The sequence below is a fragment of the Yersinia sp. KBS0713 genome (assembly GCF_005937895.2).
GTDB lineage: Bacteria > Pseudomonadota > Gammaproteobacteria > Enterobacterales > Enterobacteriaceae > Yersinia > Yersinia bercovieri.
Genome location: NZ_CP042173.1, coordinates 4281982 through 4297583, shown reverse-complemented (window position 1 = coordinate 4297583; position 15602 = coordinate 4281982). Strand labels below are relative to the sequence as shown.

The window sequence follows — 15602 nt, the reverse complement described above, 5'->3', positions numbered from 1 at the left end:
AAGACGCGAGGAACATAAAATGCACAACAGAATAAAATCCTGTGCCTCCCGCAAAAGTTCGGGGAAATAACTATGAATGGTGCTCAGTGGGTGGTTCAGGCGTTGCGTGCGCAGGGTGTTGATACGGTATTCGGCTACCCGGGTGGTGCGATTATGCCAGTGTATGACGCTCTGTATGATGGTGGTGTTGAGCATCTGCTCTGCCGCCATGAGCAGGGCGCGGCGATCGCCGCCATTGGTTATGCCCGAGCAACCGGCAAAGTGGGGGTGTGTATCGCCACTTCCGGCCCTGGGGCCACGAATCTGATCACCGGTTTGGCTGATGCGTTGCTGGACTCCGTACCGGTTATCGCGATCACCGGTCAGGTGGGTTCTGCGCTCATCGGCACCGATGCTTTTCAAGAGATTGACGTACTGGGCTTATCACTGGCCTGCACAAAACACAGTTTCCTCGTTGAATCACTGGATGCGCTGCCGGGTATCATGGCTGAAGCTTTTGCCATCGCCACCAGTGGCCGCCCTGGCCCGGTTTTAATTGATATTCCGAAAGATATTCAGTTGGCCGTGGGTGAGTTGACCCCGCATTTGATGCCAGTTGAAGAGCACTTGGTTGATTCTGCCGCTGAGCTGCAACAAGCCTGGGATATGCTGGCGACCGCGAAAAAGCCGATGCTGTATGTTGGTGGTGGCGTCGGTATGGCACAGGCGGTTCCTGCGCTGCGTGCTTTTATTCAGGCCACAGGTATACCTGCGGTGGCGACCCTGAAAGGCTTGGGCGCACCGGATACTGAGCACCCTTGCTATCTGGGGATGCTGGGAATGCATGGCACCAAAGCCGCGAACTTTGCCGTACAGGATTGTGATTTATTGATCGCAGTTGGCGCCCGTTTTGATGACCGCGTAACTGGAAAATTGAATACATTCGCCCCGAAAGCAAAAGTTATTCATATGGATATCGATCCGGCTGAGCTGGGTAAATTGCGTCAGGTTCACGTGGCATTGCAGGGCGATTTGAAGGTGTTACTGCCCGCCTTACAACAGCCGCTGAATATCCAACCGTGGCGCGATGAGGTGATGGCGTTAAAACAGCAACATAGCTGGCGTTATGACCACCCAGGGCAGGCCATTTATGCTCCGCTGTTGCTAAAGCAGATCTCTGAGCGTAAAGCGCCGGAAACCGTGGTGACCACTGATGTGGGTCAGCATCAAATGTGGACGGCGCAACATATGAACTTTACCCGTCCTGAGAATTTCATCACCTCCAGCGGCCTTGGCACCATGGGCTTTGGCGTTCCGGCGGCGGTTGGCGCACAGATGGCCCGCCCTGATGATATGGTTATCTGTGTCTCCGGCGATGGTTCGTTTATGATGAATGTTCAGGAGTTGGGCACCATAAAACGAAAACAGTTGCCGCTGAAGATAGTATTGTTGGATAACCAGCGGTTGGGGATGGTTCGGCAGTGGCAGCAGCTGTTTTTTGATGGACGTTATAGCGAAACCAATCTCTCTGATAACCCCGATTTCATCACTCTGGCCAGTGCTTTTAATATCCCCGGCCAACGTATCACCCGAAAAGACCAAGTCGAAGCCGCACTGGATGCGCTGTTTAACAGCGAAGGCCCTTATTTGCTCCAGGTTTCTATCGACGAACTCGAAAACGTTTGGCCGTTAGTGCCGCCAGGCGCAGGTAATGAAACCATGCTGGAGAAAGTCTCATGATGCAACATCAACTCTCTATTCAAGCCCGCTTCCGCCCTGAGATGTTAGAGCGCGTATTGCGGGTTGTGCGGCACCGCGGTTTTCAGGTTTGTGCTATGAATATGTCACCAATGATTAATGCTGAGAATATTAATATTGAATTGACCGTTGCCAGCGGGCGACCTGTCGATTTACTGTCTTCTCAGCTAAGTAAGCTTATGGATGTCGCCTGCGTCGAGATCCTACAACCTAATTCATTACAGATACGCGCCTGATGCGCCACAAGGAAAGAAAAGAATGACGAAGAAAGCTGATTTTATTTGGTTTAACGGTGAAATGGTTCCGTGGGCAGAGGCCAAAGTTCACGTAATGTCTCACGCGTTACACTACGGCACGTCAGTCTTCGAAGGTGTTCGTTGCTACGACTCCCATAAAGGGCCAGTGGTTTTCCGTCACCGCGAACACATGCAGCGTTTACATGACTCAGCCAAAATTTACCGTATGCCCGTTTCTCAGTCGGTTGATGAGCTGATGGAAGCTTGCCGCGAGACACTGCGTACCAATAATTTGACCAGCGCCTATATCCGCCCATTGGTATTTATCGGTGATGTTGGCATGGGGGTGAATCCGCCAGATGGCTATAAGACGGATGTGATTATCGCGGCATTCCCATGGGGTGCATATCTTGGCCCGGAAGCGCTGGAGCAAGGCATTGATGCCATGGTCTCCTCGTGGAACCGTGTTGCACCTAACACCATCCCGACGGCCGCAAAAGCTGGCGGTAACTACCTCTCCTCCTTGCTGGTGGGCAGTGAAGCACGCCGCCATGGCTATCAGGAAGGGATTGCACTGGATATCCACGGTTTCCTATCTGAAGGTGCCGGTGAGAACCTGTTTGAAGTGAAAGATGGCATCCTGTTCACGCCACCATTTACCTCTTCCGCACTGCCGGGTATCACCCGCGACGCCATTATCAAATTGGCGAAAGATATGGGGCTGGAAGTGCGTGAGCAAGTGTTGTCACGTGAGTCTCTCTATCTGGCGGATGAAGTGTTTATGTCAGGTACGGCGGCAGAGATCACGCCAGTACGCAGTGTTGATGGCATTCAGGTCGGTATTGGTAAACGTGGCCCGATCACGGCAAAAATCCAGCAAGCATTCTTCGGCCTATTCACTGGCGAAACCGAAGACAAATGGGGTTGGTTGGATCAGGTTTACCCAGAGTCATCATCTAAATAGTCAGTAGCAGATAAGTCGCCAGTAAATAATTAATCGTCAGTAGCAGAAAGCCGCAGGTGGTTCGTTCGCCACCTGCAATGCAGCCTGTGATTTACCCTATAACAATCATTTACCACTTAACAATCATTTGCCACCTAACAATCATTTTTCATTTGCAACACCGACTTGATGTGCAAAATAAAAAACGCGGAGTAAAGAGACAATGCCTAAGTACCGTTCCCATACCACCACCCATGGCCGTAATATGGCCGGCGCCCGCGCACTGTGGCGCGCTACCGGTATGACCGATGATGACTTCGGCAAACCGATTATTGCCGTGGTTAACTCATTTACCCAGTTTGTCCCGGGCCACGTTCATTTGCGCGATTTAGGTAAACTGGTCGCGGAGCAAATTGAAGCTTCTGGCGGTGTGGCGAAGGAGTTCAACACCATTGCGGTGGATGATGGGATCGCCATGGGTCACGGCGGCATGCTCTACTCTCTGCCTTCGCGCGAATTGATCGCTGACTCAGTTGAGTACATGGTTAATGCCCACTGCGCAGATGCCATGGTCTGTATCTCTAACTGCGACAAAATTACCCCAGGGATGCTGATGGCCTCTCTGCGGCTGAATATCCCGGTGATCTTTGTGTCCGGTGGGCCGATGGAGGCGGGGAAAACCAAGCTGTCAGACCAAATTATCAAGCTGGATCTGGTGGATGCCATGATTCAGGGCGCTAACCCCAATGTCAGCGATGCCGACAGTGAGCAGATTGAGCGCTCAGCTTGCCCAACCTGCGGCTCCTGCTCCGGGATGTTTACCGCCAACTCGATGAACTGCCTGAATGAGGCGCTGGGCCTGGCCTTGCCGGGTAACGGCTCACTGCTGGCAACTCACGCTGACCGTAAACAGCTGTTCCTGGATGCCGGTAAGCATATCGTTGAGCTGACTAAACGTTATTACGAGCAAGATGATGTCACCGCCTTGCCGCGTAGTATCGCCAACAAAGCGGCATTTGAAAACGCCATGACGCTGGATATCGCCATGGGCGGCTCAACCAATACCGTGTTGCATTTACTGGCTGCGGCGCAGGAGGGGGATGTTGATTTCGATATTAGCGATATTGACCGTCTATCTCGCCAGGTGCCCCATCTGTGCAAAGTTGCGCCGAGCACCCAGAAATACCATATGGAAGATGTACACCGTGCGGGTGGGGTGATGGGGATTTTAGGCGAGCTGGATCGCGCTAACCTACTGAACCGTGAAGTGAAAAACGTCTTGGGGCTGAATTTGACGCAAACGTTGTCAGCCTATGACGTGATGCTGACCCAAGACGAGGGCGTGAAGCAGATGTATGCCGCCGGCCCGGCCGGTATCCGTACCACCAAAGCCTTCTCGCAGGATTGCCGTTTCCCATCACTGGATACCGACCGCGAAGAGGGCTGTATCCGCACTCGTGAACATGCCTACAGTCAAGATGGTGGTTTGGCGGTGTTGTACGGCAATATTGCCGAAAACGGCAGCATTGTTAAAACCGCCGGTGTGGATAAAGAGAGTCTGGTCTTCCGTGGCCCGGCCAAAGTGTATGAGAGTCAGGATGATGCGGTAGCAGCCATTCTCGGCGGCAAAGTGGTTGCCGGTGATGTGGTGGTGATTCGCTACGAAGGGCCGAAAGGCGGGCCGGGGATGCAGGAGATGCTCTACCCGACCACTTACCTGAAATCTATGGGCTTGGGCAAGAGCTGCGCCTTGCTGACGGATGGCCGCTTCTCGGGCGGCACCTCAGGTCTGTCGATTGGTCACGTCTCACCAGAGGCGGCTAGTGGTGGCCTGATTGGTTTGGTGCAGAATGGCGATTTCATCAATATTGATATTCCGAACCGTGGCATCGTATTGGATGTGAGTGAGTCTGAACTGGCTGCCCGTCGTGAAACTGAAGAGGCCCGTGGCGCTGCTGCATGGTCACCGAAAGCCCGCGAACGTCAGGTTTCTTATGCACTGCGCGCTTATGCCCTATTGGCAACCAGCGCTGACAAAGGTGCGGTGCGCGATAAAAGTAAGCTGGGAGGCTAATCCCCATGGCGGTATCACAACCCTTATCCGCTGCCCCCTGTGGGGCAGAGTACCTGCGTGCGATACTTCGTGCGCCGGTGTATGAGGTGGCGCAAGTCACCCCGCTGCAAGTGATGGAAAAGATCTCCTCCCGCTTGGGCAATACCATTTTGGTCAAACGTGAAGATCGTCAGCCGGTACATAGTTTTAAGCTGCGTGGCGCTTACGCGATGCTGGCGAGTCTGACAGAAGCGCAGAAAGCCTGTGGTGTGATAACCGCGTCTGCGGGTAATCATGCGCAGGGGGTGGCTCTGTCGGCCAGTAAGCTAGGCATTAAGGCGCTGATTGTGATGCCAGTAGCCACCGCTGACATCAAAGTTGATGCGGTGCGTGGTTTTGGTGGCGAGGTGCTGCTGTTTGGTGCCAATTTCGATGAAGCCAAAGGCAAAGCTATCACGCTCTCCCAACAGCAGGGCTATACCTTTATTCCCCCTTTTGACCACCCAGCGGTGATTGCCGGGCAGGGAACACTGGCTATGGAGTTGCTCCAGCAAGATGCGCATCTTGACCGGATATTTGTGCCGGTCGGCGGTGGCGGGCTGGTGGCGGGTGTTGCGGTGCTTATCAAGCAACTGATGCCGCAGATTAAAGTGATTGGGGTTGAGGCGGAAGATTCAGCCTGTTTACGTGCCGCGCTAGATGCGGGCCAGCCGGTGGATCTGGCTCGTGTCGGTCTGTTTGCCGAAGGGGTGGCGGTGAAACGCATTGGCGATGAGCCTTTCCGCCTGTGCCAGGAGTATCTGGACGAGGTGATCACGGTCGACAGTGATGCTATCTGTGCTGCGGTCAAAGACATTTTTGAAGATGTGCGCGCCATTGCCGAACCTTCTGGCGCGCTGGCGTTGGCGGGGCTGAAAAAATATGTGCAGCAGCACAATATTCAAGGCGAGCGTCTGGCTCATGTGCTCTCCGGTGCGAACGTCAACTTCCACGGTTTACGTTATGTATCAGAACGTTGTGAGCTAGGTGAGCAGCGCGAAGCCTTGCTGGCGGTCACTATTCCAGAGCAAAAAGGCAGTTTCTTGCGTTTCTGTGAGTTGCTGGGGGGCCGTTCGGTGACGGAGTTTAACTACCGTTATGCGGATGCGGATAATGCCTGCATTTTTGTCGGGGTCCGTTTGACCCGCGGCTATGCTGAGCGGGCTGAGATCTTGTCCGAGTTGCAGGATAAGGGCTATCAGGTCGTGGATCTCTCTGATGATGAGATGGCCAAGCTCCATGTGCGCTATATGGTGGGGGGCCGGCCATCCAAGCCGCTACGTGAGCGGCTGTACAGTTTTGAATTCCCTGAATCACCGGGGGCTTTGCTGAAATTCCTGCATACACTCGGCACACACTGGAATATCTCACTGTTCCACTACCGCAGCCACGGCACCGATTTTGGCCGAGTATTGGCGGGGTTTGAGCTATCGGCATCTGAACCGCAATTTGAGCAGCACCTGGCCGCATTGGGCTACGACTGCCATGATGAAACCAATAACCCGGCATTTAAATTTTTCCTCGCCGGCTAAACAAAGCCATCAGGATCGTGCCCCTATCTAATGATAGATAGGGGCACGATCCACCTTATTAAAATGAAGGCAGTAAATAATTAAAATAGAGGCAATAAATATTAATTTTCTTGATATCAGTTATTATTAAAAATCACATCTAATAAATCGCCCGCCAATAAATAGCCCCAAAACCTTAATGACCTTAATTTCATTTTACTTCATTGCTGGTTATTGAGTAATGGTGGTTTTGTGTTATTTATTTCAGTGCTCTGTACGAGTAACAGCAATACTGATTATATAGAGAGGTCATTTATGTCTATGATAAACAATCAAACTGGAAGTATTAACCCTGAGAGTAATTCAACGCTACCTAATGAGGGAGGGGTTGTTAAAGTGAATCAGCATCATTTAGAAAAAACTTTATCTGATGTGGCAAAAATAATAACAGATAAGAGCGCTGCTAACCAATGTTCTGGTTCTTATCAAGAGAATAGCGATGGTACTTCCCACTCATATTCTACCGAAGCAGCGAATGCTGAAGGGATTAATAACGTCAAAATCTATGTTGAAGCAGAATACAGCGCCGATAATATTGTTGGCTATACGGTCAAGTTTACGGAGTTTGATGCCACAGGAAATATATTGGGCAACGTAGAGAGTAAACTGGATGCTGATGGAACAACAATAGATCACCATAAAGTGGATGACGGAATGCTCAATGATACTGTTACTGATCCTTTAATAGGAAAAGAATTCTCATTGGTTGAATCAATACACAGCTTCCCACTCGGTAGTGTCGATATAGTGACAAACGATATCATGGCAGTGACAACTTTGGCGGGTGCTGCATTCGTGGGTACAATAATTGCTGGCGTATTTTAATGAGACTGCGGCATCCTGAAAGCTTTGCTGCTGACTTATCAATAAACCTCAGATCCAAAGATGTTAATTAACGGCTCAGTGAGCCGTTTTTTATCTCACCAACTCACCCCATCTTAACTCCTCAATCAATGATACCTAAATATAATGAAATAACTGTGTATTTATTATTTTACTTATTTTTCATATTATTTTGTTTATTTCCTTATGGTATCCCATGTCATTAGATATTTATAGATAGAATCATTAGCATCTAACTGCAATGAGTTACGCTTTGTTTATATGACATGGCGATATTAGTTTACTCACTGCATCATTAGACAAAACATATTCAAAAATAACTTAAATTTAATAAATAATATAGGTATCCATATGAATAATAAAAATATCCATGACCATCACGCTACTGACGATAATAATATTAATTTAGAAAAGCAGGCTGGTAAAAGGTATAAAGATAAAAATGGAGATCAATTGACAGATAAATATGATAACGATAAAAATTTAATTTGGCGTGAACGGTTAGTTTGTAATAAGAAAGGAGAAATAACTTCAAAGGTCATTACAAACTTCAGTCGTGACGAAAAAGGGAGGATAATTAATCGTCATGATACAACTTATAACGCCGCTGGTGAGTTAATTGAGTGCGAGGAGCGTCTTAATATGGGACAAGGTAAATCTGCCAAGACTAAAAAAATTAAGTACAAATATTTAGGGGGAATGATTTCAAAAGTTGAAGAGATATTGGATTCCAGTAAGCGCTTGCTGAGTAAGGTTGTACAGCGTGTTGATATTCATGGGAATGTGTTGTTGAGTGAGGAATATGATAAAAATAATAAAGTAATTAAAGAAATAGAGTATAAAACTAACCGTGATTACAAAATCACTGGTTGTACGGAAAAACATTATAGTGGTGAGGGGGAATTAACGAGCAGAGTGGAGATGACTAAATTTAGTTATGGCAATGCCTCTGTTTATTATGAGGAGTTAACCTTTGATAGTCATGGTGATATTATTGAAGTCGCCAGTATTAGCAAAAAATTTGATGATAATGGCAATGTACTTAGCCAACAGAAAGAAATATATGACAATAAAGAAGAATTAGAAGATGGTAACTTCAGTAAGGAAATTGAAGAGGAGTTTGATGCTAAAGGCAATCTAATTTACCGTGATGAAACTAGTGCTGATGGTTGTGAAAATACGATTATACGTCAAGAGTTTGATTCTTCTGGTGAGTTAATATCAAAGGTTGAAGAAGAGATAAAACGCCAAAATGGTCAAATGTATTCCCATAATAAAGATCTTTATGGTGCTAATGACATCATGATTAGTGCAGTTGAGATATGGCAGAATTTCGATAAAACTAGCGGTAAATTGACGGACAGAACTGAAACCACATATTCGTATGACCCTCAAGGTAATACTATCGGCAGTGTAAAAACAGTTGAAAAATTTGCTACTGATGGTGAGCAAACGTCAAGTGTGACAGAGAACTATGATGCCTATGGAGAGAAAATAGAGGTAGAGCCAATTGAATTACTGCCAGAAGCCGTTAATAATCCCCTTTCTGAACAGTTAGCGCCGACAATTAACAATAATAGCGATGTAAATATCTTTGAATCCTATGATCCAAAGTACAGTGATAAGGGTGAATTAATCAGCTCTCGTCGCGTAACAACAGTTAGCGATAATACTCGAGTTATCGTTGAGTGCACATACCAAAATGGAGAGGTAGCATCAGAAATTAAAACAACAGAAGACATGACTGGAAAAGTATTGAATGAATTATCTAAAACATTTAATTCTGATGGAGAGGAAACTTCCTATTCCAGACGTGAGTATAATGCTAGCGGAAAAGTGATTGCTAACTTCAATCAATTCTCTAGATTTGGAGGGAAATCAGATCAACTGATAAGTGCGATGAATGGTTTTGGCACCAATAGGGGGGTTGCGGCCCCTGCTGATAAGATTCTTATGCCAACTATCAATTCGAGTATGCTCGTTGCCCCGCTATAAATTATTAGCCAGGCTGCCATGGGCGAACTAAGCATCACAGTAGTCGCCAAAAAGCGTCAATTAGCGGCTCATTGAGCCGCTTTTTGGTGACGCAAACCCCCAATTCAAACGGCTCCACCAGTGAGACATCATCCAGCAGGGAGATACGGTTGCGCACCGGTTCTGGGCTATTATCCACCACCACTGACGGGATCAGCGCCACGCCACAGCCTAACGCAACCATTGACACAATCGCTTCATGGCCGGAAACCGTAGCGTAAATCAATGGGTTAGTGATTCGTTGGCGGCGAAACCATAAATCAATGCGTTTTCGCGATGGGCCGTGCTCCGGTAAAATAAAGGGAATGGTGGCCCAATCAGGCTGTTCGACCGACACCTGCGAGCGCACCGCGCAAGGGAGGGCGGGGGCAATCAGCACCAACGGAATTTCCCCAATTTGGGTAAAAGCCACACTGCTGGGCAGCACTTCAGGGCGGCCCGCAATCCCCAAATCAGCTTCATTGGACTGCACCTTATCGACCGCATCGGCAGCATCACCGGTGGTGAGCTTGATTTCAACCAGCGGATGGCGGGCACGGAAGCGATCCAGAATCGGCGGCAGATGGCTATAAGCGGCGGTGACTGAGCAAAATAGCCGCAGTTCGCCACTCAGTGATGGCCCGTGTTGGCCTAAGGCATGGCGCAATTGCTGATATTGCAGCAAGGTCTGCTGCGCAAAGGATTTCAGTTGGGTGCCAGCATCGGTCAGTTGTACGGTACGATTATCACGTAAAAAAAGTGGCTGGCCGATGGTCTCTTCCAACCGCTGGATCTGGCGTGAAAGGGTGGATGGACTGACGTGCATGGCTTTGGCGGTGCGGCCAAAATGGCGACTTTCAGCCAAATGTAGGAATAATTTTAGGTCACGTAAATCCATCACAGACAGCCTCTTGGGTGAGAATATCCATTGTATTGCATCAGAAATAGTCTGTATTGCAGAATCTGCAATATCACATTGTTAATATATCAATTTCAGCAATGTGTTTCCTGTCATATAGTGAATCCAAGGTTATCCCCTACACCCATAAAACAGAATCTGAACGGAGTAATACCATGGCTAACTATTTCAACACCTTGAACCTGCGCCAGCAGTTGGCGCAATTAGGTAAGTGTCGCTTTATGGCACGTGACGAATTCGCCGATGAAGCTGGCTACCTGAAAGGGAAAAAAGTGGTGATCGTGGGCTGTGGCGCACAGGGGCTGAACCAGGGCTTAAACATGCGCGACTCCGGTCTGGACGTGGCTTACGCTCTGCGTAAAGAAGCCATTGCCGAAAAACGTGCTTCATGGCGCAAAGCGACTGAAAACGGCTTCAAAGTGGGTAGCTATGAAGAGTTGATCCCACAGGCAGATTTGGTGGTTAACCTGACACCAGACAAACAGCACTCCGCAGTGGTTCAGGCGGTTCAGCCATTGATGAAAGATGGCGCAGCGCTGGGCTACTCCCATGGTTTCAACATCGTTGAAGTGGGTGAACAGGTGCGTAAAGACATCACCGTGGTGATGGTTGCGCCAAAATGTCCTGGCACTGAAGTTCGCGAAGAGTACAAACGCGGTTTTGGGGTGCCGACACTGATCGCCGTTCACCCAGAAAACGACCCGAAAGGCGAAGGCATGGCGATCGCTAAAGCGTGGGCGGCAGCCACCGGCGGCCATCGTGCCGGGGTATTGGAATCCTCTTTCGTTGCTGAAGTTAAATCTGACTTGATGGGCGAGCAAACTATTCTGTGTGGCATGTTGCAGGCCGGTTCACTGCTGTGCTTCGACAAGCTGGTTTCTGAAGGTACTGACGCGGCATATGCTGAAAAATTGGTTCAATTCGGCTGGGAAACCATCACCGAAGCGCTGAAGCAAGGTGGCATCACGCTGATGATGGATCGTTTATCCAACCCAGCAAAATTGCGTGCTTATGCCCTGTCTGAGCAACTGAAAGAGATCATGGCACCACTGTTCCAGAAACATATGGATGACATCATTTCTGGTGAATTCTCTAGCGGCATGATGGCCGACTGGGCTAACGATGATGCTAAATTGCTGGGCTGGCGTGAAGAGACTGGCAGAACGGCATTTGAGAATGCGCCACAGTTTGAAGGCAAAATCTCTGAGCAAGAGTATTTCGACCACGGCGTATTGATGATTGCCATGGTAAAAGCTGGGGTTGAGCTGGCATTCGAAACTATGGTTGATTCCGGTATTATCGAAGAGTCCGCTTATTACGAATCCCTGCATGAACTGCCACTGATTGCGAATACCATTGCCCGTAAACGTCTGTATGAAATGAACGTGGTTATTTCTGATACCGCAGAATACGGTAATTATCTGTTCGCTAACGCCGCAGTTCCCCTGCTGAAAGGCAAATTTATGGATTCACTGCAAGCGGGCGATTTGGGTAAAAGTGTTGCTGGCACGGCGGTGGATAATGCCCAACTGCGTGATGCAAATGAAGCTATCCGTAATCACCCAATCGAAGCGGTAGGTCATAAACTGCGTGGCTATATGACGGATATGAAACGTATCGCCGTTGCTGGCTAAAATAGCTTAGCCCTTGAGTGTGACAGCGTAATTATTTAGCTCTAGCTGCCACACCAGGGATGATGAGTATTATTTTTAGTAGAAACAAGCCGCTGCCATTGATTAATGGCGGCGGTTTTTTTTGTCTCAAATAGAGTGTATTGCGTGGCGAAAAAATAATTAAATTAATGCTATCACGGCCCGAAAAAAATCTTGTAAGGTGTTAATCGTGGTTAAGTCCATCACGAAGACCCTACTATTTTCATTCCTGTAGTCAAAAATAATTATAGCCATAACAAATGACCTCGCTAATTAGCGAGGTTTTTTTGTTTCCGGGCGTGGTGGCTATTGATATTAAAAATATTAATGGAGGTGAAATAAGTTAATTAATCAATCAATGAGCAGATAAATAAATAGTCTCGTGAGTTATAGCATTCAACTCAACTCTAAATAAGGAAATTAATTATGGGTGAAGGACACAGTAATGTAACGGGCCACGGCAGCCGAGGCCCAACCGGCGGTATTAAAGGGGGGCCTGCCGGACAAGGCAGTAGTAATTCAAATCGGGGCAGTGGCTGGGGAACCTCAAATACGCCTTATGGCAAAATTCATCATTATAGCCCGAGCCAATTTGGTCGCAGCAATCGTGGTGGAAATAAGGGCGGTAATAATCATTCAGGGGCTACCAGCAATACACCGAGTCTGGCACAACGGCCAGATATGCAGGCTTATATGGCTGTCGGGGGCGTACCCGCAGTTATCACATTAATTGATGGGAATTGGGGGATCACCTTAAGTCGGCTTTCGGTGGTGGCGGCATTTGTCGAAACTCAGCTCACTCGCATAGGGTCATGGGCGATGCGCACCAGCCCCATCGGAGTGGCAGTCATGGGCATGATGCCCTCATCCATTGCCCCTGATCCCCCGATGGGCCATTACTTTACCACCCCGGTTCTGCCCGCCAACAGAGTCACTGATATGCCGAAAGAGGCGTTACAGACAGTGGCGGATGTTGCGGTTAATGTCCGCATCAGTGATGTGACGGAAGCGGGTGTGCAACAGGCAGTATTAGTCAAAAATCCCGCGGTAATACAACGTGTTCCGGTGGTTAAAGCGGTTCCAACGGCGACACCGAATCTCTATACCGCACCGGTTCCTGGTGTCACGCCGATACACATCAATGTGGTTGATAATGTGGTGCCTGCTCATCAGACACCACCGGCAGTGGCTGGCAAACCCGCCGCGATACCTATTGAGAATGCGCCCGTTAAGAAGGTGGCTACCTCTGCGGGTCGCCATACCCGTGATGCCATCATCGTCTTTCCCGAGGGTACAAATATTGATCCGTTGTATATCTCAATGATTCGAATCATCAGTACTCATGAGATTAGGGAGGAAGCGCGCCGTGCTTATGAAATGGCGCGGAGTGAGCGGGAGGTGGCGGAAAGTGCTCTGGTACAGGGCCAGCCGTTCAACTCGGTTGCAGAAGAGATGGGGCTGAAAAAATCGCTAACGGACAAGCAGGTGACAGAAGTCGCGGCACATATTCTGCTGCTGGAAAAAAACCTGATGTTGCTGAACCAGGAGGTCACTCAGGTGCAGCAACGCCTTACTCACCTTCTAAGTCCTGAAAACAGAAGGACATTCAGGCACATTCCCGAGATACGCAGGTTGAGGGCGGTGGCGAGCACCCAACAAGGCGAGGTGAATACCTTAAATCAGGGTATTGCGGAGTTAAGGGCCAGGCAGGCAGCGTTATTAGTGCTGCAACAACAAGTTAATGCCGATATTGAAAGAGCAGAACAGCAGCGCGTTGAAAGTGCACGGCTGGCAGCAGAAGCAGCAGCAGAACGGCAGCGCGTTGAAAATGCACGGCTAATGAGGGAGCGGGAGAAAGCAGAGGCCAGACAACAGGAAGCCATTCGCCAGGATACGTACTCTTTGCCCGCTTATTCGATGTGGAGTTTTTACCCACCTGGTTTTGCCGTCGCCGGAATGGGGTCTATTGAGCTAGGGCAAGAAGTTATACAGGGATTAGGTACTTCACTGCGAATGGCACTGGTAAGACTCGGAGCCATTACAACCTCATCGGTAGCAGATCCAATGGCTGTGACTGTTGCCGCCGCTTTCAACCCACGAAAGGAGGGGGAAGGCTCAGATAAACCAACAGGCTGGGATCGCCCACCTTTAGCAAGCACTATTCGCCTGGCTAACTACTTGGTAGCTGATCCGATGATTGCTGCTGTTATTGCCGCTGCTTCCGACTCTCTTAAAGAGGGGGAAGGCCCAGATAAACCAGCAGGCTGGGATCGTCCACCTTTAGCAAGCACTATTCGCCTGGCTAACTACTTGGTAGCTGATCCGATGATTGCTGCTGTTATTGCCGCTGCTTCCGACGCCCTTAAAGAGGGGGATGGCTCAGCTCAACTGCCGGATTTGGCTCGGCCACTTTTAGCGGGCGCCATTCCCCTTCATAGCATGTGGTTATCACATGGAGTTTGGTCAGCAAAGCAAGCGGATATTGAACTCCCGATTCGAATGTTAATCACTGACGCTGATGGCCTGATGGAGGTTCATGCGGTAAAAACCGGTGTGGGCGGTGTTTCCGCCAGGGTAAAACTTGTGGGTGCACAATATGATGCAGCTAAGGGCACCTATTTTTTTACCACTGATAATTTACCGTCCCGCACTTTTATGTTTACACCAGTAACACCGCCGGGAACGGATCTCAGTCCGCTGCTACCACAACCGGAGAGTGCGCCCGCAGTCCCGCTGCATACCGGTGAAACCGTCATCCGGCACGCAGTCATCCATACTGTTTTCCCCCTGCCCGCGCTGGAAGAGCATGATTTCCACGATTACGTCATCTGGTTCCCGGCAGATTCGGGGCTGGAGCCGGTATATGTTTACCTTAAAAGCCCGCGCGAGGAGCCGGGTATCGTGACGGGACGAGGGCAATCCGTGACGGGTATTTGGCTGGCAGGGGCGGGAGAGGGGCTAGGCGCACCGATCCCCGCGCAGATTGCGGATCAATTACGTGGCAGACGGTTTAGTAGTTTTGATAAATTCAGAGAGGCATTTTGGGGCGCCGTTGGGCATGATCCTGAGCTAGCGGGGCAGTTTTCACCTCTGAACCAGAATAGAATGAAGAATGGTTATGCTCCGTATCCAGTACCAATTGAGCAGGTAGTGGGGAGAGAGAAATTCGAACTTCATCATTTTATTCCAATTAAAGATGGCGGAGCAGTTTACAACGTGGACAACCTACGAATAGTGACACCGAAAAACCACATTAGTATTCACTCAAAAAATGGAGGTAAATAATGGAATTGAAAAATAGCATAACTGAATATACGGAATCTGATTTTTTAGATTTTTTAAATAAAATTCTTGCTGTCGAGGTTTCTGAAAATGAACATGACGAACTTATTCGTCATTTTGTAAAGATTACTGAACATCCACAAGGTAATGGGGTTCTTTTTTATCCCGAGACTGAGGCAGAGGCTAGTCCTGAGGGTATTCTAAACGTTATAAAAAAATGGCGAGCCGAGAATGGCAAGCCTAGTTTTAAAGAGTAAACTAGCTTGCTAAGCAATAATATAACCCGTCTTTTATGGCGGGTTATATTACTAAGA

11 protein-coding genes are annotated in these 15602 nt (G+C 48.9%); 10 read left to right on the top strand and 1 reads right to left on the bottom strand.

Annotation, left to right across the window (positions count from 1 at the left end):
* Positions 1-72: 72 nt before the first annotated feature.
* The 7 genes from ilvG to FFE93_RS20325 all read left to right on the top strand — a co-directional run bounded on the left by ilvG (position 73) and on the right by FFE93_RS20325 (position 9417).
* Positions 73-1719 carry an acetolactate synthase 2 catalytic subunit gene (gene ilvG, locus FFE93_RS20355; protein ID WP_005279320.1) on the top strand — a complete coding sequence of 549 codons (1647 nt, stop codon included), beginning with the start codon at positions 73-75 and terminating at the stop codon, positions 1717-1719.
* On the top strand, positions 1716-1973 hold the full coding sequence (ilvM, locus tag FFE93_RS20350) for an acetolactate synthase 2 small subunit (protein ID WP_138775905.1): 258 nt from the start codon (positions 1716-1718) through the stop codon (positions 1971-1973). Before ilvG ends, ilvM begins: the two co-directional genes overlap by 4 nt.
* Positions 1974-1995: 22 nt before the next feature.
* Positions 1996-2937: a branched-chain amino acid transaminase gene (locus FFE93_RS20345; RefSeq protein WP_005279322.1), complete on the top strand. Its 942-nt coding sequence runs from the start codon at positions 1996-1998 to the stop codon at positions 2935-2937.
* A 202-nt stretch (positions 2938-3139) separates the two neighbouring features.
* Positions 3140-4990, top strand: a complete 1851-nt coding sequence (ilvD, locus tag FFE93_RS20340) for a dihydroxy-acid dehydratase (RefSeq protein WP_049603025.1) — start codon at positions 3140-3142, stop codon at positions 4988-4990.
* Positions 4991-4995: 5 nt separating this feature from the next.
* The gene (ilvA, locus tag FFE93_RS20335) at positions 4996-6540 is read left to right on the top strand and encodes a threonine ammonia-lyase, biosynthetic (protein ID WP_005279324.1); all 1545 of its coding nucleotides are present in this window, start codon (positions 4996-4998) and stop codon (positions 6538-6540) included.
* 294 nt (positions 6541-6834) lie between these two features.
* Positions 6835-7404, top strand: coding sequence for a hypothetical protein (locus FFE93_RS20330; RefSeq protein WP_138775903.1), 570 nt, complete (start codon positions 6835-6837; stop codon positions 7402-7404).
* Positions 7405-7773: 369 nt separating this feature from the next.
* Positions 7774-9417 (top strand): hypothetical protein, encoded by a 1644-nt coding sequence (locus tag FFE93_RS20325; protein WP_138775901.1) that lies wholly within the window; start codon positions 7774-7776, stop codon positions 9415-9417.
* Between the two features lie 34 nt (positions 9418-9451).
* On the opposite strand, the gene ilvY is transcribed toward FFE93_RS20325, so the two are convergent.
* On the bottom strand, positions 9452-10333 hold the full coding sequence (ilvY, locus tag FFE93_RS20320) for an HTH-type transcriptional activator IlvY (RefSeq protein WP_005279327.1): 882 nt from the start codon (positions 10331-10333) through the stop codon (positions 9452-9454).
* A gap of 176 nt (positions 10334-10509) precedes the next feature.
* Here ilvY and ilvC point away from each other — a divergent pair, with 176 nt between their 5' ends.
* From ilvC to FFE93_RS20305, 3 genes are all read left to right on the top strand, one after another.
* Positions 10510-11988, top strand: a complete 1479-nt coding sequence (ilvC, locus tag FFE93_RS20315) for a ketol-acid reductoisomerase (RefSeq protein WP_049603028.1) — start codon at positions 10510-10512, stop codon at positions 11986-11988.
* Between the two features lie 444 nt (positions 11989-12432).
* On the top strand, positions 12433-15291 hold the full coding sequence (locus FFE93_RS20310; RefSeq protein WP_138775899.1) for an S-type pyocin domain-containing protein: 2859 nt from the start codon (positions 12433-12435) through the stop codon (positions 15289-15291).
* Complete coding sequence (locus FFE93_RS20305) at positions 15291-15545, top strand: bacteriocin immunity protein (RefSeq protein ID WP_138775897.1); 255 nt, start codon at positions 15291-15293, stop codon at positions 15543-15545. Before FFE93_RS20310 ends, FFE93_RS20305 begins: the two co-directional genes overlap by 1 nt.
* Positions 15546-15602: the final 57 nt, after the last annotated feature.

Excerpts from the sequence above, each read along its gene's own strand:
- ilvG (WP_005279320.1), top strand. The coding sequence starts at position 73 with ATGAATGGTGCTCAGTGGGTGGTTCAGGCGTTGCGTGCGCAGGGTGTT.
- ilvM (WP_138775905.1), top strand. The coding sequence starts at position 1,716 with ATGATGCAACATCAACTCTCTATTCAAGCCCGCTTCCGCCCTGAGATG.
- FFE93_RS20345 (WP_005279322.1), top strand. The coding sequence starts at position 1,996 with ATGACGAAGAAAGCTGATTTTATTTGGTTTAACGGTGAAATGGTTCCG.
- ilvD (WP_049603025.1), top strand. The coding sequence starts at position 3,140 with ATGCCTAAGTACCGTTCCCATACCACCACCCATGGCCGTAATATGGCC.
- ilvA (WP_005279324.1), top strand. The coding sequence starts at position 4,996 with ATGGCGGTATCACAACCCTTATCCGCTGCCCCCTGTGGGGCAGAGTAC.
- FFE93_RS20330 (WP_138775903.1), top strand. The coding sequence starts at position 6,835 with ATGTCTATGATAAACAATCAAACTGGAAGTATTAACCCTGAGAGTAAT.
- FFE93_RS20325 (WP_138775901.1), top strand. The coding sequence starts at position 7,774 with ATGAATAATAAAAATATCCATGACCATCACGCTACTGACGATAATAAT.
- ilvY (WP_005279327.1), bottom strand. The coding sequence starts at position 10,333 with ATGGATTTACGTGACCTAAAATTATTCCTACATTTGGCTGAAAGTCGC.
- ilvC (WP_049603028.1), top strand. The coding sequence starts at position 10,510 with ATGGCTAACTATTTCAACACCTTGAACCTGCGCCAGCAGTTGGCGCAA.
- FFE93_RS20310 (WP_138775899.1), top strand. The coding sequence starts at position 12,433 with ATGGGTGAAGGACACAGTAATGTAACGGGCCACGGCAGCCGAGGCCCA.
- FFE93_RS20305 (WP_138775897.1), top strand. The coding sequence starts at position 15,291 with ATGGAATTGAAAAATAGCATAACTGAATATACGGAATCTGATTTTTTA.